General features: G+C 70.1%; 20 protein-coding genes. 13 read left to right on the top strand and 7 right to left on the bottom strand.

From position 1 onward, the window contains the following. The first annotated feature begins 73 nt into the window (after positions 1-73). From ACRRSS_RS16010 to thpD, 6 genes are all read left to right on the top strand, one after another. Positions 74-538, top strand: coding sequence for an Lrp/AsnC family transcriptional regulator (locus ACRRSS_RS16010; protein WP_435971889.1), 465 nt, complete (start codon positions 74-76; stop codon positions 536-538). Between the two features lie 199 nt (positions 539-737). Then, on the top strand, positions 738-1,541 hold the full coding sequence (locus ACRRSS_RS16005; RefSeq protein WP_435971888.1) for an endonuclease I family protein: 804 nt from the start codon (positions 738-740) through the stop codon (positions 1,539-1,541). A gap of 332 nt (positions 1,542-1,873) precedes the next feature. Continuing rightward, on the top strand, positions 1,874-2,392 hold the full coding sequence (ectA, locus tag ACRRSS_RS16000) for a diaminobutyrate acetyltransferase (RefSeq protein ID WP_435971887.1): 519 nt from the start codon (positions 1,874-1,876) through the stop codon (positions 2,390-2,392). 52 nt (positions 2,393-2,444) lie between these two features. Further along, positions 2,445-3,716 carry a diaminobutyrate--2-oxoglutarate transaminase gene (gene ectB / locus ACRRSS_RS15995; protein ID WP_435971886.1) on the top strand — a complete coding sequence of 424 codons (1,272 nt, stop codon included), beginning with the start codon at positions 2,445-2,447 and terminating at the stop codon, positions 3,714-3,716. A 59-nt stretch (positions 3,717-3,775) separates the two neighbouring features. Next, positions 3,776-4,195 (top strand): ectoine synthase, encoded by a 420-nt coding sequence (locus tag ACRRSS_RS15990; RefSeq protein WP_435971885.1) that lies wholly within the window; start codon positions 3,776-3,778, stop codon positions 4,193-4,195. A 54-nt stretch (positions 4,196-4,249) separates the two neighbouring features. After that, positions 4,250-5,146, top strand: a complete 897-nt coding sequence (thpD, locus tag ACRRSS_RS15985) for an ectoine hydroxylase (RefSeq protein ID WP_435971884.1) — start codon at positions 4,250-4,252, stop codon at positions 5,144-5,146. 79 nt (positions 5,147-5,225) lie between these two features. Here the strand turns inward: thpD and ACRRSS_RS15980 are convergent, their stop codons facing one another. Beyond that, positions 5,226-6,110: an RNA polymerase sigma factor SigF gene (locus ACRRSS_RS15980; RefSeq protein WP_435971883.1), complete on the bottom strand. Its 885-nt coding sequence runs from the start codon at positions 6,108-6,110 to the stop codon at positions 5,226-5,228. 190 nt (positions 6,111-6,300) lie between these two features. On the opposite strand from ACRRSS_RS15980, the gene ACRRSS_RS15975 reads away from it, so the two are divergent. Beyond that, positions 6,301-6,726 carry an ATP-binding protein gene (locus ACRRSS_RS15975; RefSeq protein ID WP_435971882.1) on the top strand — a complete coding sequence of 142 codons (426 nt, stop codon included), beginning with the start codon at positions 6,301-6,303 and terminating at the stop codon, positions 6,724-6,726. A gap of 127 nt (positions 6,727-6,853) precedes the next feature. Here the strand turns inward: ACRRSS_RS15975 and ACRRSS_RS15970 are convergent, their stop codons facing one another. Beyond that, on the bottom strand, positions 6,854-7,078 hold the full coding sequence (locus ACRRSS_RS15970; protein ID WP_435971881.1) for a DUF6458 family protein: 225 nt from the start codon (positions 7,076-7,078) through the stop codon (positions 6,854-6,856). 103 nt (positions 7,079-7,181) lie between these two features. Next, positions 7,182-7,790: an HPP family protein gene (locus tag ACRRSS_RS15965; protein ID WP_435971880.1), complete on the bottom strand. Its 609-nt coding sequence runs from the start codon at positions 7,788-7,790 to the stop codon at positions 7,182-7,184. 204 nt (positions 7,791-7,994) lie between these two features. Between ACRRSS_RS15965 and ACRRSS_RS15960 the strand changes: the two genes are divergently transcribed. The 3 genes from ACRRSS_RS15960 to ACRRSS_RS15950 all read left to right on the top strand — a co-directional run bounded on the left by ACRRSS_RS15960 (position 7,995) and on the right by ACRRSS_RS15950 (position 11,336). Beyond that, entirely contained in the window at positions 7,995-8,261 is a 267-nt protein-coding gene (locus ACRRSS_RS15960) for a DUF6296 family protein (protein WP_435971879.1), read from the top strand. A 483-nt stretch (positions 8,262-8,744) separates the two neighbouring features. Then, positions 8,745-9,461, top strand: coding sequence for a flavodoxin family protein (locus ACRRSS_RS15955; protein WP_435971878.1), 717 nt, complete (start codon positions 8,745-8,747; stop codon positions 9,459-9,461). A 582-nt stretch (positions 9,462-10,043) separates the two neighbouring features. Next, entirely contained in the window at positions 10,044-11,336 is a 1,293-nt protein-coding gene (locus ACRRSS_RS15950) for a cellulase family glycosylhydrolase (RefSeq protein ID WP_435971877.1), read from the top strand. Positions 11,337-11,395: 59 nt separating this feature from the next. Here ACRRSS_RS15950 and ACRRSS_RS15945 read toward each other — a convergent pair whose 3' ends face one another. Continuing rightward, positions 11,396-11,896: a hypothetical protein gene (locus ACRRSS_RS15945; RefSeq protein WP_435971876.1), complete on the bottom strand. Its 501-nt coding sequence runs from the start codon at positions 11,894-11,896 to the stop codon at positions 11,396-11,398. A gap of 143 nt (positions 11,897-12,039) precedes the next feature. On the opposite strand from ACRRSS_RS15945, the gene ACRRSS_RS15940 reads away from it, so the two are divergent. Continuing rightward, on the top strand, positions 12,040-13,071 hold the full coding sequence (locus ACRRSS_RS15940; protein ID WP_435975347.1) for a LacI family DNA-binding transcriptional regulator: 1,032 nt from the start codon (positions 12,040-12,042) through the stop codon (positions 13,069-13,071). A gap of 74 nt (positions 13,072-13,145) precedes the next feature. Here the strand turns inward: ACRRSS_RS15940 and ACRRSS_RS15935 are convergent, their stop codons facing one another. From ACRRSS_RS15935 to ACRRSS_RS15925, 3 genes are all read right to left on the bottom strand, one after another. Next, a complete protein-coding gene (locus ACRRSS_RS15935; protein ID WP_435971875.1) occupies positions 13,146-14,021 on the bottom strand; it encodes a carbohydrate ABC transporter permease in 876 nt (291 codons plus the stop codon). Continuing rightward, the gene (locus ACRRSS_RS15930) at positions 14,018-15,034 is read right to left on the bottom strand and encodes a carbohydrate ABC transporter permease (protein WP_435971874.1); all 1,017 of its coding nucleotides are present in this window, start codon (positions 15,032-15,034) and stop codon (positions 14,018-14,020) included. Before ACRRSS_RS15930 ends, ACRRSS_RS15935 begins: the two co-directional genes overlap by 4 nt. A gap of 79 nt (positions 15,035-15,113) precedes the next feature. Continuing rightward, positions 15,114-16,439 carry an ABC transporter substrate-binding protein gene (locus ACRRSS_RS15925; RefSeq protein WP_435971873.1) on the bottom strand — a complete coding sequence of 442 codons (1,326 nt, stop codon included), beginning with the start codon at positions 16,437-16,439 and terminating at the stop codon, positions 15,114-15,116. A 275-nt stretch (positions 16,440-16,714) separates the two neighbouring features. Here ACRRSS_RS15925 and ACRRSS_RS15920 point away from each other — a divergent pair, with 275 nt between their 5' ends. Continuing rightward, a complete protein-coding gene (locus ACRRSS_RS15920; protein WP_435971872.1) occupies positions 16,715-19,114 on the top strand; it encodes a glycoside hydrolase family 2 protein in 2,400 nt (799 codons plus the stop codon). Further along, positions 19,111-20,157: a LacI family DNA-binding transcriptional regulator gene (locus tag ACRRSS_RS15915; protein ID WP_435971871.1), complete on the top strand. Its 1,047-nt coding sequence runs from the start codon at positions 19,111-19,113 to the stop codon at positions 20,155-20,157. Before ACRRSS_RS15920 ends, ACRRSS_RS15915 begins: the two co-directional genes overlap by 4 nt. Positions 20,158-20,253: the final 96 nt, after the last annotated feature.

Genomic DNA, 20,253 nt, shown 5'->3' with positions numbered 1-20,253 from the left:
ATAGGGCAGAATGCGCGCAAGGCGATTGCGAAGTCAGCCGCTGAAATGTTTCATCGTGGTAGATAATTGCGCCATGGACCGAATTGATCTCCATATCTTGCGCGAGCTCCAGAACGACGGACGGCTGAGCAATCAGGAGCTGGCCCAGCGGGTGGGGCTCAGCCCGTCCCCCTGTCTGCGCCGGGTGCGCCAGCTGGAGCAGGACGGGGTGATCCGGGGGTACCGGGCGATCATCGATCCGGAGGCGGTGGGGCGGGGCTTCGAGGTGCTCGTCTCGGTGGAGGTGCGGCGCGACCGGGAGACGGTGGAGGCCTTCGAGGAGGCCCTCCGGGGCGTGCCGGACGTCATCGAGGCGTACCGGCTGTTCGGAAGCCCCGGCTGCCTGCTGCGGATCGCGGTGGCCGACCTCGCGGCGTACGAGCGGCTGTGGATCGAGCGGCTGACGACCCTGACCGGGGTCACCGAGGTCAACTCCCAGATCATCATGAAGCGGATCAAGGAGCCGAAGGGGATGCCGGTGGACGTCCGGGGCGCCTGAACGCTCCGGAAGCGGGACCTTCGGGGCCGTTCGGCGACGCCATATGCGAGAACGTCACTGAACAGCCTCCTCCGCGTTACATGACAGGTACCTGTCGCATGCCACCCTCCCGGTGACACGAAGTCAACACGCGTAGACAGCGGGAGCCTTGAGCCGGTCCCCGCCGCCCGCGCGTACCGTCCCCGGGAAAGGGCCCCCCATGTCCGTTGTGCGGATCGACAGATGGAAGGTGTGGGCAGCGGCCGTGGCCGCCACCCTCGTCGGCGTCACGCTCCCCGCGGTCACCGCGACTCCCGCAGGCGCCACGACCACCGCGTACGACAGCACGTACTACAAGAACGCGATCGGCAAGACCGGCACGAGCCTCAAGTCCTCGCTGCACACCATCATCGGCAGCCAGAGCAAGATCTCGTACGACGCGGTCTGGAACGCGCTGAAGGTCGCCGACCAGGACCCCGACAACACCAACAACGTGATCCTGCTGTACAGCGGAACCTCGCGGAGCAAGAGCCTCAACGGAGGTGACGTCGGCGACTGGAACCGCGAGCACACCTGGGCCCAGTCCCACGGCAACTTCGGCACCTCGGCCGGCCCCGGCACCGATCTGCACCACCTGCGCGCGGCGGACGTCCAGGTCAACAGCATCCGCGGCAACAAGGACTTCGACAACGGCGGCAGCCCGGTCAGCGGCGCGCCCGGCAGCTACACGGACAGCAACTCCTTCGAGCCCCGCGACGCCGACAAGGGTGACGTGGCCCGGATGATCCTCTACATGGCCGTCCGCTACGAGGGCGACGACGCCTGGGCCGACCTGGAGCCCAACGAGTCGACCACCAACGGCAGCGTCCGCTTCCACGGCCGCCTCTCGGTCCTGAAGCAGTGGAACGAGCAGGACCCGCCGAGCGCGTTCGAGGAACGGCGCAACGACGTCATTTACACCTCGTACCAGGGCAACCGGAACCCGTTCATCGACCACCCGGAGTGGGTCGAGGCGATCTGGTAGTCCACCGTCCGCCCCTCACACGAGGCCGGGCCGGGCCCGATACCCGGCCCGGCTTCCGTGCGAGACCGACCCGTACGCATGACCGCTTCCGGAGCCCTCAAACGCGAAAGGGCGGATAGTCTCACGCTTTTGGCGAGACCGAACGACACACCTCCCATGCGTTACCTGTCCGTTATAAACGGTCAGTTCACCCTCTTATGTCCGCGTTTTCCGCGTGATCAAGCTCGCGTTTAACGTCCCGGGAGGCGTCGGTCCAATTATCACGTCCAAGCGCAGTGGACAACCCCTCTGGACCAGGAAGTTCCGAGATCGACTCGGTAGCTTCGGCGCCCATGACCACAGCCACGAGGACCACTGCCCGTACGACACCCCCGACGATCGCGGACGGCGCCGAGCTCTGGCGGATCGCACGCGGCTCGGGCGAACTCGACCTCAACTCGCCGTACAGCTATCTGCTGTGGTGCCGTGACTTCGCCGACACGACCGCCGTCGCCCGTGACACCTCCGGACGCCCGATCGGCTTCGTGACCGGCTATCTGAGGCCCGACGCGCCGGAGACGCTCTTCGTCTGGCAGATCGCCGTCGAGGATTCGCACCGCGGAAGCGGGGTAGCCGGGACCCTGCTCGACGCTCTGTCCGCACGGGTGGCGGCCGAGCACGGAATCAGCCGTGTCGAGGCGACCGTCACGCCGGGGAACCTGGCGTCCGACCGGCTCTTCCGGTCCTACGCACGCCGCCACGGCGCGCACCTGACGCAGGAGGTCCTCTTCCCGTCCGCCTCCTTCCCGTCGGCCGGGCACGAGTCCGAGGTGCTGTACCGCATCGGCCCCGTCGCCGCCCCGGCGTCCTGAGCTCCCTCGTCCGCGCTCCCCACGCCCCGAACCCACTCTGGAGAAGAGACACGTGACCCTGACCGACATCGCCGCCCCCTCCGTCTTCGAGACCCTCGAATCGGAGGTTCGCAGCTACTGCCGCGCCTGGCCCGTGGTCTTCGAACGCGCCAGCGGCACCAGGCTGTACGACGAGCAGGGGCGTCCGTACCTCGACTTCTTCGCCGGCGCGGGCTCACTCAACTACGGCCACAACAATCCGGCACTCAAGCGGGCCCTCCTCGACTACATCGCCGAGGACGGCGTCACCCACGGCCTCGACATGTCGACGACCGCCAAGCGCGCCTTCCTGGAGACCTTCCACGAGACGGTCCTGGAGCCCCGCGCCCTGCCCTACAAGGTGATGTTCCCCGGCCCCACCGGCACCAACGCCGTGGAGGCCGCCCTGAAACTCGCCCGCAAGGTCACCGGGCGGCAGACCGTCGTCTCCTTCACCAACGCCTTCCACGGGATGTCGCTCGGCTCACTCGCCGTGACGGGCAACGCCGCCAAGCGCGCCGGCGCGGGCGTCCCGCTGAACCACGCCATCCGCATGCCGTTCGACGACTACCTCGACGGGCGGACCCCCGACTTCCTCTGGTTCGAGCGGCTCCTGGACGACGCCGGATCCGGCCTCGACCACCCGGCGGCCGTCATCGTCGAGACCGTCCAGGGCGAGGGCGGCATCAACGTCGCCCGGGCCGAGTGGCTGCGCGAGCTCGCGAAGCTCTGCCGCCGGCACGACATGCTCCTGATCGTGGACGACGTCCAGATGGGCTGTGGACGCACCGGTGACTTCTTCTCCTTCGAGGAGGCGGGCATCACGCCCGACATCGTCACCCTGTCCAAGTCCATCAGCGGCTACGGCCTGCCGATGGCGCTCTGCCTCTTCCGGCCCGAGCTGGACGTGTGGCAGCCCGGCGAGCACAACGGCACCTTCCGCGGCAACAACCCCGCCTTCGTCACCGCCACGGCCGCCCTCGACGCCCACTGGCGTGACGGCGCCCTCCGCACGCGCACCCTGGCCCGGGCGGACCGGGTGGAGCGCGCCCTGCTCGACCTGTGCGGGGGCGACGGCCGCACCGGCCTCGCGGTCCGCGGCCGCGGTCTGGTGTGGGGCCTGGAGTTCGCCGACGGGGAGCGCGCCGACGCCGTGTGCCGGCGTGCCTTCGAGACCGGCCTGCTGGTGGAGACCTCGGGCCCGCGCGGCGAGGTGGTCAAGCTGCTGCCTCCGCTGACCGCGACGGACGACGAGCTCGACGAGGGCCTCGGCATCCTGGCCCGCTCCGTCCGCCACACCGCCTGACCCCGCCCCCGCACGCCCCGAAGCCCCCTGCGCCCACGAGAACCGAAAGGTCACAGCCCATGATCGTCCGTTCCTTCGACGAGCTGGAGAACACCGAGCGGCACGTGAGGGCCGCCTCGGGAACCTGGGAGAGCAAGCGCATCCTGCTGGCCCGCGAGCGGGTCGGCTTCTCCCTCCACGAGACGGTGCTGTACGCGGGCACCGAGACGTCCATGTGGTACGCGCACCACGTCGAGGCGGTCGTCTGCACAGAGGGCGAGGCCGAACTCACCGACCACGAGACGGGGCGTACGTACACGATCGTGCCCGGGACGATGTACCTGCTCGACGGTCACGAACGCCACACGCTCAAGGTCAAGCGGGACTTCCGCTGCCTCTGCGTCTTCAACCCGCCCGTCACGGGCCGCGAGGACCACGACGAGAACGGCGTCTACCCCCTGCTCACCGAGCCCGGCGAGTCCGTCCGGGACGACGCCTGAGCCACGGCACCCCCACCCACCGGGACCCGTCCGAGAAAGGAAGCGCACTCCCTCATGCCCTCCGCACCCACCCGCCCCGTCGACCTCTACCCCACCCGTGGCCCGAAGGAGGAACTGATCGGCCGCAAGGACCCCGTCGTGTGGTCCGAGCCCGGCACCCCTGGCCCCTTCTGGGCCCGTGAACTGGAGGAGTTCGACCGCGACGGGTTCGTCACGGTGGACGAGATCATCGCCCCGGACGAGGTCGACGTGCTCCGGGCGGAGCTGGACCGGCTCGTCACCGACCCCGCCCTCCGGGCCGACGAGCGGTCGATCGTCGAACCCCACTCCCAGGAGATACGTTCCGTCTTCGAGGTGCACCGGCTGAGCCAGGTCTTCGGCCGGCTGGCCGAGGATCCCCGGATCGTCGGGCGCGCCCGCCAGATCCTCGGCTCCGACGTCTACGTCCACCAGTCGCGGGTCAACGTCAAGCCCGGCTTCGGCGCCAGCGGTTTCTACTGGCACTCCGACTTCGAGACCTGGCACGCGGAGGACGGCCTGCCGCAGATGCGGACCGTCTCGGTGTCGATCGCGCTCACTCCGAACCACACCACCAACGGCAGCCTGATGATCATGCCGGGCTCGCACCGCACCTTCCTGGGCTGCGCCGGCGCCACCCCCAAGGACAACTACAAGAAGTCGCTCCGGATGCAGGACGCCGGCACCCCGTCCGACGAGGCGCTGACCACCTTCGCCGACGCCTGCGGCATCCGGCACTTCACCGGCCCCGCGGGGTCGGCCACCTGGTTCGATTGCAACGCCCTGCACGGGTCGGGCGACAACATCACCCCGTACCCCCGGAGCAACGTGTTCCTCGTCTTCAACAGCGTGGAGAACCGGCCGGAGGCACCCTTCGCCGCCCCGGTCCGGCGGCCCTCCTACATCGCAACACCCCCGGACCAGATCCTCTGAGAACGGGGAGGGGGTGGGATCCGGACTCCGCCGGATCCCACCCCCTCCCGGCCGTCGGCCTCCGCCGCCGGCCACGGGCTCAGCCGTCCGTACCCGGCTGGAGCATGCCTTCCCTCAGCCGGTTCAGGCTCCGGGCCAGGAGTCGCGAGACGTGCATCTGCGAGACACCGACGCGCTCGCCGATCTCGGTCTGCGTCAGCTCCTCGACGAACCGGAGGTGCAGCAGCAGCCGGTCGCGCGGGGCGAGCGCCTCCACGAGCGGGGCGAGGGTGTGGAAGTCCTCGAACAGTTCGAGCGCGGGGTCCTCCCGCCCGATCAGGTCGGCCAGGGCGGCGTCGTCGTCCTCGCTGTCCCCGCCGATGATCGCGGCGTCCAGGGAGGTCGAGTTGTAGCCGTTGGCGGCGACCTGGGCCTCGACCACCTCCTCCTCGGTCAGCTCCATGAGCGGCGCGAGCTCGGCAGTGCTGGGGGCCCGGCCGAGCCGCGAGCTCAGCTCGTCGGTCGCCTTCGCCAGCTCCACCCGCGCCTCCTGGAGCCGGCGCGGGACGTGCACCGCCCAGCTGGTGTCGCGGAAGAACCGCTTGATCTCGCCCACGATGTACGGCACGGCGAAGGTGGCGAACTCCACCTCGCGGGAGAGGTCGTAGCGGTCGATCGCCTTGATCAGGCCGACCATGCCGACCTGGACGATGTCCTCCATCTCGTCGCCGCGCGCGCGGAACCTCCTCGCCGCGTACAGCACGAGCGACATGTTCATCTCGATCAGGGTGTTCCGGACGTACTGATGTCCCTCCGTCCCCTCCTCCCGCACCGCCAGCTCGCGGAAGAACACCTTCGACAGCGCACGCGCGTCACGGGGCGGGAGCTCGTGGGGAGCGTCGAGCACGGGCAGGTCCTCACACGTGCCGTTCGTCACGTCCGTCGTCGTCGCGTACGTCGTCGTCTCGGCCGGTTCGGTTCGCACGGCGACAACCTCCTCTGCCTCAGGGTGCGTTCAGCGGTCCATTTCCGCGTACCCGTGCTTCCCATGAGCACTCCTCAGCCGTCGACGGCCGCTCCCGCCGCGGGTGGGACGCATCAGTCCGGGTCGAACGGGCAGGCGAAACACATCACGTGATGATGAACCAGGTGAAGCAGGAAGAAAGGGACCCACCATGAACACCCGGAGCGACACCCGGTCCCGGGCGCCCGGGACGGACCCGTGCGACACGCAGAACGCCGGGCCCTCCCCGGTCCGTACACCGGCACAGGCGCGGCAGGCCGTCCGCCACACGCTCGCGGGCCTCGGCCCCCTGCACCCCGCACAGATCGAGGACCTGCTCCTCGTCACCTCGGAGCTGGTCACGAACGCCCACCGGCACGCGGGCGGCGTCACCGGTTTCGGGCTGGGTATCGAGCGCGACCGCGTGACCGTGTCCGTGTCCGACGCCAGTACCGCGTCCCCGCTCTACGAGCTGCACGACGAGTTGCGTCCCGGCGGCTTCGGCTGGCCGATCGTGCTGCGGCTGTGCCGCGAGGTGAGCGTGGACACGCAGGCCGAGGGCAAGACGATCCACGCGGCGGTGAGGTTCGACCGCTGACGCGGGACGGAGCCGCCGGCTCGGGACGGAGAGGGACAGAAAGAGGAGGGGTGGCCACGCGGTTCGCGTGGCCACCCCTCTCGTGTGGTACCGGCCCGGGCGGTGAGGGACACCGTCCCTCAGGCCCTCAGAGCAGGTCCCGCCGGCCGTCGTCGGTCACCGTGGGGGCGACCGGCGGGACGACGACGCGACGGCGACGCAGGATGCTGGTGTAGACGGCCGTTCCGATGATGCCGACGGCCATGAGGATCAGACCGACCAGATCGAGGTTGACTCCGTCGAGTTGCCAGTCGGACGCGAAGGTGAGAATGGCTCCGACCGCGATCATGATGATGAACACACCCACGCCCATGGTTCCTCCTAGTGATTCGAATGGGCATCGGGTACCCCGGTCCGCCCGGCTCATCCCCCGCTCCGTGCCATGGAGTTGACGCGTGCGTGCCGGGCGGGCCGGGTCACCACCAGTAGGCCGGGTACCTCGGTGCTCCGCGCCGGACCCGGGACGCGGCGAACGCCGTCAGCACGAGCAGGAGCGTGGACCCGAACAGGAGGGGGACGAACCTGGCCGGCGCGGGTGCCTGGAGCACGATGACGACGGCCGTGGCGCAGGCCGGCGAGTGCGGGGTCCTGGCCAGGGTCGTGAGGGCGAGGGTGACACCGGCGGCGAGGGCGGCGGCCCAGGCGCTGCCGTGCGCGAGCGCCGCCACCGCGTACCCGGTGGCGGCGCCGAGGAGGTGGCCGACGACCACGCTGCGCGGCTGGGCCAGGGGGAGAGCGGGGGCGCAGTGCACGAGCGCGGCGCTGGCGGCGAGCGGCGGTATCAGCACCGGTTCGTGCAGGGCGGCGCCTATCGCGACGAGCGCTAGCAGGGCGGCCGTGGCGGCGCTGACGCTGTGGAGGGCGGCCGCGGGGGTGGGCCTCGCGGGGGCCCGGCCGGCCATCCGGGGCCACCACGGGCGGCGGCCCCCGCAGTCGGCGGGGTCGGCGGCGCCGGTGGTAGTAGCGGGGTCGGGGCGCAGGGCGGTGTCGGGGTTGGGGCGGCGCAGGGCGGTGTCGGTGCTCATGGGGGGTGCGTTTCCGGGGCAGGCGGCCGTGGGCCGGGCGAGGCGGGGTGGACGGTGGTGGTGCGGGACCCTGTGGTCGACAGTCGGCCCTGTCTCGCGCCCGACCCTGGTGCGGCGGCGCCACCTCCCACCACTCTAACCAGCGGTTTCACGGCGGCCCGGGCGGGGGGCGCGGCTCCGGCCCATCGGCGTAAAATAGGGCGAATGAGCACACTCAGGTACGAGCTGGTGTTCGCCGACGGCGCGGGTGCGACCCTGGACGTCGTGGTCGTCGAGCGCACCCTCTTCAAGGGCTCCGGCGGTCATCCGGTCTACGAGGACGCCTCGGGCATCATCCGGGCGGAGATCAGCGACCGGGACGAGGTCCGCATCCTCGCCTCGGGCGGGCACCAGGATCCGGCCCAGCGGGTGCTGGCCCGCCCCCTCCCGGACGCCGACCCGACGGGCGCCGCCGGCACGACGGCGTTCTGAGCGCGCGCCTGTCCTCTCCGCCCCTCCAGGCCCTCATGGCCCCACCGCGCGCTCACACGCTCCCCCGAGGTCAGCGACACCGAGGGGCTGATCGAGCGCGGCCGGTCGGTCATCGCGGCGCGGGGCGTGACGACCTCCCTCGTGCGAGCCGCCGACCTCGACATCGCGGCCGGGGTGTGGCCGGACATGAGGGAGCACGGCAGGGAGCCGGACGCCCGGCCCGCGCTGTACGAGCAGATGAGGGCCGCCGCCGTCCTCGTCCTGTACGGGCCGATTCGGCGATACCTGTCATGGCTGGGAGGCCACGCGGGTGATCGGGTAGCCACCTTCGACAGCACTGGCGTGGCGCTCGGTCATTCCGTCCCACGGGGGCGAGAGAGTAGGCGGGATTTCCGGCCGGCCCCACCCGGAGCCCCATCGAGGTCGGCAACCGGGCGTGTTCCGCCGCCCGACCCGCCCACTCGTCCGCAGGGGAACGCATCCATGACCGACACCGGCACGTCCTACCGTGGTCTCCGCGCCCTGGTGATCAATTGCACGCTCAAGCGTTCGCCGGAGCGGAGCCATACTCAGGGGCTGATCGACATCAGTAGCGGGATCATGGAGCGCCAGGGCGTCGAGGTCGAGGTGCTGCGAGCGGTGGATCTCGACATCGCGACCGGTGTGTGGCCCGACATGACGGAGCACGGCTGGGAGACCGACGAGTGGCCCGTCATCTATTCGAAGGTCATGGCCGCGGACATCCTTACCTTGGCTGGACCTGTGTGGCTGGGAGACAACTCCTCAGTCATGAAGAAGGTGATCGAGCGTCTGTACGCCTGCTCGTCGATCCTCAACGAGCGCGGCCAGTACGCCTACTACGGTCGGGTGGGCGGCTGCCTGATCACCGGCAACGAGGACGGCGCCAAGCACTGCGCGATGAACGTCCTCTACAGCCTCCAGCACCTCGGATACGTCATTCCGCCGCAGGCGGACGCGGGCTGGGTCGGCGAGGCCGGCCCGGGCCCGTCGTACCTCGATCCCGGCTCCGGCGGGCCGGACAACGACTTCACGAACCGCAACACGACCTTCATGGCCTGGAACCAGCTCCACCTGGCGAGGATGCTCAAGGACACCGGTGGCATCCCCGCCCACGGAAACCAGCGCTCCGAATGGGACGCCGGCTGCCGCTTCGACTTCGAGAACCCCGAGCACCGTTGAGCGCGGGCCGGAACGGGCGCGAGTCCGGTGGAAGTCAGCTCCGGATCAAGCAGGTCCACCAGGCGCCGGGTCGCCCCGTCCCGGCGGTGAAGGCACCGCTGCGGCACGGTAGGCGGGTCGTCTCCGTTCGGGTGATCTCCAGTGAGGACAGCCTTGGGGCTCGGCTCGGCCTTCAGCGCGCCTGCGCTTCGCCGTTGAGGCCCACCCGGCGAGGCCGGCGCTGACGGAGCGGAGGTGGCACGGACCTCCAGCGGCGCGAAGCCGCGCCGCGAGGACGAGCGCGACCTGTCACGGCGGTTCGGATCGGCGTGCCACGGTTCAGTAGACGAGCGACTGACACTCCGCGACAGAACCACAAGAACGTCTGCGCGTTCAGCGCGGGTTTACTGAACTGGCTTCACCGCCTCATCTCGTCGTCATCAAAGCGTCCTTGACGCTTGACATGGATCCGGCCGCGGGTGCCTCATGGTGGACACCCCGACGTGCACACCAGCGGCTCGGTCATAGAACTCTGACAACGTTGTCTAGGCGTCGGAGTTCTGCGCGGACGGGCTCCTTCCCCCACTTCTCCCGAGGAGAGGCATGACCAAGTCACCGCACCGGACGTGGCTCACGGCCGTCGGCAGCACCCTCGCCGGCGTCGCCGGGCTGCTGCTGCCCGTCTTCGGCACCGCCGGAGCCGCCCAGGCCGCCGACAGCGGCATCCACGTCAGCGACGGCCGCGTGTACGAGGCCAACGGCAGCGAGTTCGTGATGCGCGGGGTCAACCACGCGCACGCCTGGTACCCGACCGAGACCGGTGCCATCGCGGACATCGCCGCCAAGGGCGCCAACACCGTCCGGGTCGTCCTGTCCAGTGGCGACCGCTGGACGGAGACGAGCGCCTCCCAGGTGTCGTCGATCGTCGACGACTGCAAGACCAGCAAGGTCATCTGCGTCCTGGAGGTGCACGACACCACCGGGTACGGCGAGGACGGCGCCGCAGCCTCACTCGCCCAGGCCGCCGACTACTGGGTGGGCGTCAAGAGCGCCCTCCAGGGCCAGGAGGACTACGTCGTCGTCAACATCGGCAACGAGCCCTACGGAAACACCGGTTACACCGCTTGGACCGGCGCGACCAAGAGCGCCATCGGGAAGCTCCGGAGCGCCGGCATCGAGAACGCGCTCATGGTCGACGCCCCCAACTGGGGCCAGGACTGGTCGAACACGATGCGCGACAACGCCGCCTCGGTCTTCGCCTCCGACCCGCGCCGCAACACGATCTTCTCGATCCACATGTACGGCGTGTACGACACGGCCGCCGAGGTCCAGAACTACCTCAACCACTTCGTGAACAACAGACTGCCCATCGTCGTCGGCGAGTTCGGCGACAACCACAGCGACGGCAACCCGGACGAGAACGCCATCATGGCCACCGCCCGCTCGCTCCGCGTCGGCTACCTGGGCTGGTCCTGGAGCGGCAACGGCAGCGGCGTCGAGTACCTCGACATGGCCACCGGCTTCGACCCGAACGCGCTCACCGCCTGGGGCAACCGCTTCTTCAACGGCGCCGACGGGATCTCCGCCACCTCCAGCCGCGCCACGGTCTACGGCGGCGGATCCAACGGCGGCGGCACCGGCGGTACGGCCCCGAACGGCTACCCGTACTGCGCGAACGGCAGCTCCTCCGACCCCGACGGCGACGGCTGGGGCTGGGAGAACAGCCGCTCCTGCGTCGTCCGCGGCAGCGCCGCCGACACCGGGTCGGGCGGCGGTACGGCCCCGAACGGCTACCCGTACTGCGTGAGCGGCAGGACCTCCGACCCCGACGGCGACGGCTGGGGCTGGGAGAACAGCCGCTCCTGCGTCGTCCGCGGCAGCGCCGCCGACCGCTGAGGCACCGGGGTGCCCTCCCGTCCTCGGCGACGGGAGGGCACCCCGCGTCGCCCTGCGGGTCAGACCTTCAGGCGGGCGCAAGCAGAGCCGCGGCATCGCGTCGTCGACGTGCTCCATGCCGTGTAAGTGTCGTTCTCGCTGATGCTCCCCTCGAAATGGACGGACTCCCGGGGGACCACGGAGACGAATCCGCGGAAGCTCCGCAGGTCGAGTCCGGCCATGTCCTGCCCGTCGAGGAGGACCCGGCCGGGCGTGGGGCGGTGGCAGCCGCGTACGAGGTCGAGCAGGCTCGTGACGGCGCCGGTGAGGGTGGAGAGGTAGCGCTGAGCGTGACGGCCTCGCCCGGCGTGACCGATGCCCACCCGTAGTCGGCGACGAGCGCCGCGCCCGCGAGGCAGGCAGCAGCCGCTGGTGCGGCTGTGGAAGCCGATGGAGAGCTGCTGTGTCCGGGTCACGAGGGCGGACCGCCGGTCGCGGCCGAGCCGGCGTGTCGCCCCGTGCGTCCAGCGGACGTACAGCAGGTGCGGCGGCGGGTGCGGGAGGAGGACCGTGAGCATCACGGCGCGGTTCCACCACAGTTCGGAGACCGGCCGGTGCTCGACGACGACGTGCCGCCCCTTGCGCCCACGAAGACCTCCCGCCCGGAGCCTGACCTGGCGGTAGGGTCGGGGTGTCGAGGGTTCAGGATGGAGCTGGGGTGGCAGTGAAACGGCCGACGATGGCGGACATCGCGCGTCGGGCGGGTGTGTCAAAGGTGGCGGTCTCGTACGCGCTCAACGACCAGCCCGGGGTCTCGGAGGCCACCCGCGCCTCGATCAAGAGCATCGCCGAGGAGCTGGGCTGGCGGGCGAACAGCGCCGCCCGGGCGCTGACCGGCGGGCGGGCGCAGGCGGTCGGGCTGGTCGTGCGGCGGCCTGCGCGGACGCTCGGGGTGGAGCCCTTCTTCATGGAGTTCATCAGTGGTGTGGAGACGGTGCTCGCCCAGCGTTCGTACGCGCTGATGCTCCAGATAGCGGCCGACCAGGCGCAGGAGATCGAGGTCTGCCGGCGCTGGTGGGGCGAGCGGCGGGTCGACGGCGTCTTCCTCATGGACCTGCAGACCGAGGACGCCCGGTTCGACGCCGTGCGCGACATCGGCCTGCCCGCGGTAGCGATCGGCCCGCCGGAGGTGGCCGGGGGACTGCCGGCCGTCTGGTCCGACGACGGCGAGAGTGTCCACGAGATCGTGCGGTACCTGGCGATGCTGGGCCACCGGCGCATCGCCCGGGTGGCGGGCCCGGCCGGGTTCGCGCACACGGCGGTCCGCGACGCGGCGCTCGCGGCGGCATGCCGGGAGGCCGGGATCCCCGAGGCGGCGGTGGTCCACACCGACTACACCGGCGACGCGGGCGCGCGGGCCGCTCGGGCGATGCTGATCGCACCCGGGCGGCCGACGGCGATCGTCTTCGACAACGACATCATGGCGGTGGCCGCGCTGTCGGTGGCGCAGGAGCTGGGCCTGTCGATCCCCGCCGACGTGTCGATCGTGGCCTGGGACGAGTCTCCGCTGACCCAGGTGGTGCGCCCGATGCTGTCGGCGGTCACCCGGGACATCCCGGCGTACGGGGCCCGCTCCGCGACCGCACTGCTCGCCCTGATCGGCGGGGAGGACGTCGGCAGCGTGCGCGACGGGTACGCGCACTTCGTGCCCCGGGGCAGCACCTCTCCCCCGCCGCCGGAGCCGGGCCCGCGCTGATCACCCGTCCGCGGGGAGACCGTGCGGGGCCGGGTCGTCCCCTCGTACGGCCCGGCGCCGCGTCAGGGCACCCCCTACTTGGTGGCTCCCTGGGCGAAGCCGTTGTAGATCCACCGCTGAAGCAGCAGGAAGACGATCAGCGTCGGGACGATGACGAGGATCGCTCCGGCGGAGATGGCCTCCCAGTGGGCTCCGAAGGGGCCCTTGAAGCGGAAGAGGGCGGTGGAGATGGTCCCCAGGTCCTCGGAGTGCATGTAGAGGAAGGGGATGTAGAAGTCGTTGTAGGTGGTGATCCCCTTGATGATGACGACGGTGGCGATGGCGGGCTTGAGCAGCGGGAAGATGATTCTCCGGTAGATGGTGAAGGCGTTGGCGCCGTCGAGCCGGGCGGCTTCGTCCAGGGAGACCGGGATGCCGCGGATGAACTGCAGGAAGATGTAGACCGAGACGATGTCGGTGCCCATGTAGAGCAGGATCGGCGCCCAGCGGGTGTCGATGAGGCCGAAGCTGTTGATCACCTGGAAGGTGGCGACCTGGGTGGTCACGCTGGGCACCAGGGTGGCGACGAGGAAGCCCGCCATGACGAGCTTCTTGCCCCGGAAGTCGAAGCGGTCGACGGCGTACGCGGTCATCGAGCCGATGATCACCGTCCCGCCGATCGAGAACAGCAGGATGAAGGCGGTGTTCCCGAACGCCATCAGCATCTTGCCGTCGTTGAACGCGGTGACGTAGTTGTCGAGGTTGAACCAGTTGCCCGGCAGGGAGAGCGCGCTGCCGTCGCCCACCTCCTCCGAGGTCTTCAGCGAGGTCAGGAAGACGACCGCGAGCGGGAGGAGCACGACCACCGAGGCCGCGATCAGCGACAGGTAGGTCAGCACGCCGCCGACGGCCGGGCGGCGGCGCGCGGTGCGGGGCCGGTTCGTGGCTGTGGTGAGGGCGGGGGAGGTCATACGAGGTCCACCTTGTCGTCGGGCACGAGCCGGCGCTGGATCCAGGTGATCAGCAGGATGATCAGGAGCAGCACCACGGCCGCGGCCGAGGCCAGGCCGGTCTTGTTGAACTGGAAGGCGAGTTTGATCGTCTGGATGACGAAGGTCTGAGTGCCGGTGGCTCCGCCGGTCATGATGTAGGGGATCTCGAAGACCGACAGCGAGCCGGCGATCGCCAGGATCGCGCTGAGGCTGATCACGGGCTTGATGCTGGGGGCGATGATGTGCCGGAACTGCTGCCACTTCCCCGCCCCGTCCAGTTCGGCCGCCTCGTACAGCTCGCCGGGGATGGACTGGATGGCGCCGAGGAAGAGGACGAAGTTCAGTCCGGTGAAGCGCCAGACGGAGACGCCGGCGAGGGAGACGTTGGCGGAGGTCGGATCGCCCAGCCAGGGGTGGTCGGTGGTCACGCCCAGCCAGTCGAGCACCGAGTCGAGGGTGCCGCCGTCCTGGAAGAAGTACAGGAAGACGAAGCCGATGGCGACGCCGTTGATCAGATAGGGGAAGAAGAGGATCCCTTTGAAGAAGTTCCGGAAGCGCAGGTTGAAGCTGAGGATCACCGCGAAGTACAGCGCGACCACGATCTGGACCACGGACGCCGCGAGGTAGTAGCCGCTGACGAAGAAGACGCGGAAGAGCTCGGGCCGGGTGAAGATCTGGACGTAGTTGTCGAACCCCACGTTCTCCCGGTCCGGGCTCACCCCGTCCCAGTCGGTGAAGCTGTACGAGATCATGCTCGCGACGGGGACGTAGGTGAACGTGATCAGCAGGGCCAGTGGGGCCGCCAGGAAGAGCCAGGGCGTGATCCGCCGGAGCGGCGAGTCGCGCCAGGATCTCGTCCGTCCGGCGGCGGGGCCACGCCGGCGGCCCGCAGGGTGGCTTCGGCCGCTCCCTGTGTCGCCTTTACTCTGGTCCGTGCTGGATCGCCCTGTCATGGCGGCGCCCTCTGGTGCGGTGTCGGTGGTCTGGGTCATGTCGGCCTTTCGTGTCCGCTGCCGCGGAGGGTCCAGGGGCCCCGGCCGGTGTCGTACGGCCGGGGCCACTCCGTCGGTATCAGCTACCGACGGTCTTCGCCGCCTCGTCCCACCTCTTGTTCAGGTCGGCGAAGAAGTCCTCCAGGCTGCCCTTCGCGGCACCGCGGGCGGTGTCGATCAGCTTCTGGCGGTAGTCCTGCTTGTTGAGGCCGATCTCGGCCGCCTCGTCGATGTCGTTGACGATCGCGGTCTTCGCCTCGGAGCGGTCGAAGAACCTGACATCGTTGTCAACGAATTCCTTGAGCGTCGTCGGCATGGGGGCGGACTTGACCGCGGACACCACGCCCTCCTTCTCCGCGAAGCCCGACTTCTCGGTGAACCAGTCGATCCATGCGCGCGCGGCCGGCTTGTTCTCCGAGTAGACGCTCACGGCCTGCTGATAGTCCGAGACCAACGCCGCGCAGTGCTTTCCGTCCTTCTGTACGGGGAAGGGCATGAAGCCGATGTCGGACGCCCGACCGCCGGCCTCCACCGCCGCGGCCTGCATCTGCGTGATCGACCAGGAGCCGAGCATCATGGTGGCGATCCTGCCCTCACCGAGCAGCGCCTTGGAGGTCTCCCAGTTCGTCGTGGTCGGATCCTTCTCCGACAGACCCTGCTTGGCGATGTCGTACAGCAACGTGTCCGTGGTGTTCAGCTCGCTGCCGGCCTTCCAGGGGGAGACCGGGCCCGCGAGCGCGTTGCTCGCTCCCGCGTCACAGCCGGCCACGCCGAGGTTGCTGGTCCACTGGACCAGCGGCCAGCCGTCCTTGAAGTTGGTGTAGTACGGGGTGGCGTCCGTCTTCTCCTTGATCGCCTTCAGGCCGGCCAGGAACTCCTCCTGGGTCTTCGGCCACGCGGTGACGCCCGCCTGCTTCCAGAGCTTCCTGTTGTAGACGAAGCCGTTCGCCGTACCGAACTGCGCGATGCCGTAGACCTTGCCGTCCACCTCGGTCTTGTCGCCGAAGCGGTACTTCGACAGCTCGGCAGTCGTCCCGAGGGGGGCGAAGAACTTCGGGTAGTCGTTCTTGGCCACCGCGCCGGGGATGAAGAGCACGTCACCGTACTCCTTGGTGTTCATGCGGATCTTCACCTCCCCCTCGTAGTCGGTGATGCCGTCGAAGGAGACGTCGACCTTGGGGTAGACCTTCTTGAACTCGGCCGCGTACTGCTTCAGCACGCCGTTCTGCACGAGGTCGGTCCGCTGGGTCAGGACCCTGATCTTGCCCGAGACCTCCTTCGGGTCGGACGGAGGCGCGGCCACCTCCCCGGTGGCGCCACCCCCTCCACCACCACACGCCGACATCGTCAGCATCACGGCGGCCAGCACAGCGCCCGAGAGCGCGGTCGTCTTCTTGTTCCCCATGGCCCAACTCCTTCAAAGTCACGGCTCAGGTCATCGGTGGGATGACGGCACTATGTCAGCCAGTCGTGAACCGGTAAAGTGCCGATTTCCAGCGTGATGCCTAATCGTTACCCGGGCCAGCCGATTATCACGGGCCGATGAAGTCGTGCGTTCGTCGTGTTACGCGCCGCGCAGACCCGGCTTCACCGGTTCATGGACAGTTAAGTAGATGTACGGCTAACTTGTCGGCCCGTACACGCATCCCGCCCACTGCCAGGCGATTGGAGCCGCACACCATGAAGGACGTCACCCAGCTGCACGAGGGGTGGAGCCTGCGCCACGAGGGCGCACCGCTCCCCGCGCAGGTGCCCGGTTGTGTCCACACCGATCTGCTCGCCGCCGGGGTGATACCGGACCCGTTCCTCGGGCTGAACGAGACGGAGATCGCCTGGGTCGGGAGCCGGGCCTGGTCGTACGTGACGGACCTCTCCGCCGACAACGGCGGGCACGAACGGCGGGAGTTGGTCTTCGAGGGCCTGGACACCGCCGCCGAGATCCTGCTCGACGGCGAGTCCCTCGGTACGACCCGGAACATGCACCGCGTCCACCGCTTCGACGTCACGGGACGGGCCGGAGCGCTGGAGGTGCGCTTCGGCTCGGCGTACGACGAGGCCGAGCGAATCCGTGCGCTCACCGGCGACCGGCCCAACGTCTACCCCGAGCCCTTCCAGTACATCCGCAAGATGGCCTGCTCCTTCGGCTGGGACTGGGGCCCGACCGTCGTGACCGCCGGCATGTGGCGGCCGGTGCGGATCGAGCACTGGTCGACCGCGCGGCTCGCCGAGGTCCGCCCGCTGGTCACCGTGGACGGCACCACCGGGCACGTCGAACTGCGGATCCGGACCGCCCGCACCGAGAGCGGCACGGGCCGGCCGCTCACCCTGCGCGCCACGGTGGCCGGGGTGGTCGCCGAGACCTCCTTCGAAGGCGTGGAGACGGTGCTCCGCCTCGACGTGCCCGAGCCGGACCTGTGGTGGCCGCGGGGCTACGGTTCCCAGCCTCTGTACGGGCTCGACATCGAGCTCCTGGACGAGGACGGCGCGCCGCTCGACTCCTGGTCGCGGCGGATCGGCTTCCGTACCGTCACCGTCGACCGCTCCGCCGACGCGCACGGCACCGGCTTCACCTTCGTCGTCAACGGCGTCCGGATCTTCGCCCGTGGCGTCAACTGGATCCCCGACGACGTGCTGCCCTCCCGGGTCACGCCCGAGCGGTACCGCGCCCGCCTCACCCAGGCCGCCGAGGCCAACATCGACCTCGTCCGTATCTGGGGCGGCGGGATCTACGAGGACGACGCCTTCTACGACGTATGCGACGAACTGGGCCTGATGGTCTGGCAGGACTTCCTCTTCGCCTGCGCCGCCTACCCCGAGGAGCAGCCGCTGCGCGGAGAAGTGGAGGCGGAGGCGCGTGACAACGTTGTCCGCCTGATGCCGCACGCCAGCCTCGTCCTGTGGAACGGCAACAACGAGAACCTCTGGGGCTTCCGCGACTGGGACTGGGAGGCCCCGCTCGCCGGCGACTCCTGGGGCGAGGGCTACTACCTCGGGATCCTCCCCCGGATCGTCGCCGAGCTCGACCCCACCCGCCCCTACACCGCCGGCAGCCCCTGGTCCGGCTCCTGGGACCACCACCCCAACGACCCCCGGCACGGCACCCACCACTCATGGGAGGTCTGGAACCGGCAGGACTACGCCGAATACCGGGCCGATGTGCCCCGCTTCTGCGCCGAGTTCGGCTGGCAGGCCCCGCCCGCGATCAGCACCCTGCGGCGCGCCCTGCCCGGCGAGGACCTCTCCCCGGACTCCCCCGGCATGCTGCACCACCAGAAGGCCGAGGACGGCAACGGCAAGCTGAACCGCGGTCTCGAGCGCCACTTCGGGCTCCCCGAGGGCGACTTCGACCGCTGGCACTACCTCGCCCAGGTCGTCCAGGCCCGCGCGGTGGCGGCCGGCATCGAACACTGGCGCTCCCACTGGCCGGTCTGCGCGGGCACGGTCGTGTGGCAGCTCAACGACTGCTGGCCGGTGAGCTCCTGGGCCGCGATCGACGGCGACGGACACCTCAAGCCGCTCCACCACGAACTGCGCCGCGTCTACGCCGACCGCCTCCTGAGCCTGGTCCCAGCCGAGGAGGGCCCGGTGTTGGCCCTCGACAACCAGTCCGGCACCACCTGGCGCACCACCGTCACCCTGCGCCGCCTCGCCTCCGACGGCACCGTGCTGAAGGAGGCCTCACTGGACCTGGAGGCCGCCGCCCGAACGGTGGTGCGGATGGTCGTCCCGGCGTCGCTGCTGCCCGAGGCCGACTCCGGCAAGGAGCTGCTGGTCGCCGACGCGGACGGTCTGCGGGCGGTCCACCTCCCGGTCCTCGACAAGGAGTTCGCCTACCCGCTGCCCGTGTACGACGTCCTGGTCGAGCCGACCGGGGACGGCGACTCGGTCGTGACGGTCACCGCGCACACCCTGGTGCGGGACCTCCTGCTCCAGGCGGACCGGCTGGCCCCGGCGGCGGGCGCCGACCACGGGCTGGTCACCCTGCTGCCGGGCGAGGAAGTCCGGATCACGGTCCGCGGCTGGGCGGGCGACGACCCGGAGGCCGTACGGGGGGCCCTGTTCAGCGTGGGAGCGGTGTGAGCGCCCCAGCCTCTCGCGCCCCCGGCCGGCGCGTCACGATCAACGACGTCGCCGCGCTGGCCGGGGTGTCCAAAGGCGCCGTCTCCATCGCCTTCAACAACCGGCCGGGGGTGTCCCCGACGACCCGGGAGCGCATCTTCGCGGCGGCCCGGGAGCTCGGCTGGAGCCCGAACCAGACCGCGCGCAACCTCTCCGGCCAGCGGGCGGGCATCGTCGGCCTGGCGATCTGCCGGCCGGCCCGGCTCCTCGGCCTCGAACCCTTCTACATGGAGTTCATCTCCGGAATCGAGGACGTCCTCGCCGAGCGCTCCTGCTCTCTCCTCCTCCGGCTCGTCCGCGATCTGGACGAGGAGACCGCTCTCTACCAGGAGTGGTGGCGCGGCAGGACCGTCGGCGGGGCGATCCTCGTCGACTTCCACCAGGACGACCCGCGGATTCCGCCCCTTCGGGCCCTCGGCATGCCCGTGGTGGCCGTCGGGCACCCGTCGCTGACCGGCGGCTTCCCGTCGGTCTGGACCGACGACGCCTCCGCTGCCGCCGAGGCGGTGCGGTACCTGGCCGCGCTCGGGCACCGGCGGATCGCCCGCGTCGGCGGCCCCGCCGGCCTCGGCCACAGCGGCATCCGCGCCACTGCTTTCGAGGCCACCATGGCCGAGCTGGGCCTGGGCGGAGGTCGGCAGGTGGCGACCGGCTTCGCGGGAGAGGAAGGGGCCCGGGCCACCCGCAGTCTCCTCATGTCCCCGGACCGGCCGACGGCGATCGTGTACGACAACGACATCATGGCCGTCGCCGGGGCGGCGGTCGCCTCGGAGATGGGCCTCTCGGTCCCCGACGACGTCTCCCTCCTCGCCTGGGACGACTCGCAGTTGTGCCGGCTGACGCATCCGCCGCTGTCCGCGATGAGCCATGACGTACACCACTTCGGGGAGGAGGTCGCCCGCACCCTGTTCGGGATCATCGAAGGCACTCACGAGGGCGCCCGGCAGGTGCCCACCCCGTCCCTGACGCCGAGAGGGTCGACCGGCCCGCCCCGGCGTACGTAGGCGGTCAGGTACGACGTTGAGGGGCTGCCCGTGGGGGCAGCCCCTCAACGTCGTGCGTTCCCCTCAAGGAGGCGACGGTAGCGGGCAGGGAGCGGG

Source organism: Streptomyces sp. Qhu_M48, assembly GCF_051305195.1.
GTDB lineage: Bacteria > Actinomycetota > Actinomycetes > Streptomycetales > Streptomycetaceae > Streptomyces.
This window is presented reverse-complemented; position numbering and strand designations above follow the sequence as displayed.

Bases quoted from the DNA above. Each gene is read 5' to 3' on its own strand.
- ACRRSS_RS16010 (WP_435971889.1), top strand. From the start codon at position 74: ATGGACCGAATTGATCTCCATATCTTGCGCGAGCTCCAGAACGACGGA.
- ACRRSS_RS16005 (WP_435971888.1), top strand. From the start codon at position 738: ATGTCCGTTGTGCGGATCGACAGATGGAAGGTGTGGGCAGCGGCCGTG.
- ectA (WP_435971887.1), top strand. From the start codon at position 1,874: ATGACCACAGCCACGAGGACCACTGCCCGTACGACACCCCCGACGATC.
- ACRRSS_RS15990 (WP_435971885.1), top strand. From the start codon at position 3,776: ATGATCGTCCGTTCCTTCGACGAGCTGGAGAACACCGAGCGGCACGTG.
- thpD (WP_435971884.1), top strand. From the start codon at position 4,250: ATGCCCTCCGCACCCACCCGCCCCGTCGACCTCTACCCCACCCGTGGC.
- ACRRSS_RS15975 (WP_435971882.1), top strand. From the start codon at position 6,301: ATGAACACCCGGAGCGACACCCGGTCCCGGGCGCCCGGGACGGACCCG.
- ACRRSS_RS15970 (WP_435971881.1), bottom strand. From the start codon at position 7,078: ATGGGCGTGGGTGTGTTCATCATCATGATCGCGGTCGGAGCCATTCTC.
- ACRRSS_RS15965 (WP_435971880.1), bottom strand. From the start codon at position 7,790: ATGAGCACCGACACCGCCCTGCGCCGCCCCAACCCCGACACCGCCCTG.
- ACRRSS_RS15960 (WP_435971879.1), top strand. From the start codon at position 7,995: ATGAGCACACTCAGGTACGAGCTGGTGTTCGCCGACGGCGCGGGTGCG.
- ACRRSS_RS15955 (WP_435971878.1), top strand. From the start codon at position 8,745: ATGACCGACACCGGCACGTCCTACCGTGGTCTCCGCGCCCTGGTGATC.
- ACRRSS_RS15950 (WP_435971877.1), top strand. From the start codon at position 10,044: ATGACCAAGTCACCGCACCGGACGTGGCTCACGGCCGTCGGCAGCACC.
- ACRRSS_RS15935 (WP_435971875.1), bottom strand. From the start codon at position 14,021: ATGACCTCCCCCGCCCTCACCACAGCCACGAACCGGCCCCGCACCGCG.
- ACRRSS_RS15930 (WP_435971874.1), bottom strand. From the start codon at position 15,034: ATGACCCAGACCACCGACACCGCACCAGAGGGCGCCGCCATGACAGGG.
- ACRRSS_RS15925 (WP_435971873.1), bottom strand. From the start codon at position 16,439: ATGGGGAACAAGAAGACGACCGCGCTCTCGGGCGCTGTGCTGGCCGCC.
- ACRRSS_RS15920 (WP_435971872.1), top strand. From the start codon at position 16,715: ATGAAGGACGTCACCCAGCTGCACGAGGGGTGGAGCCTGCGCCACGAG.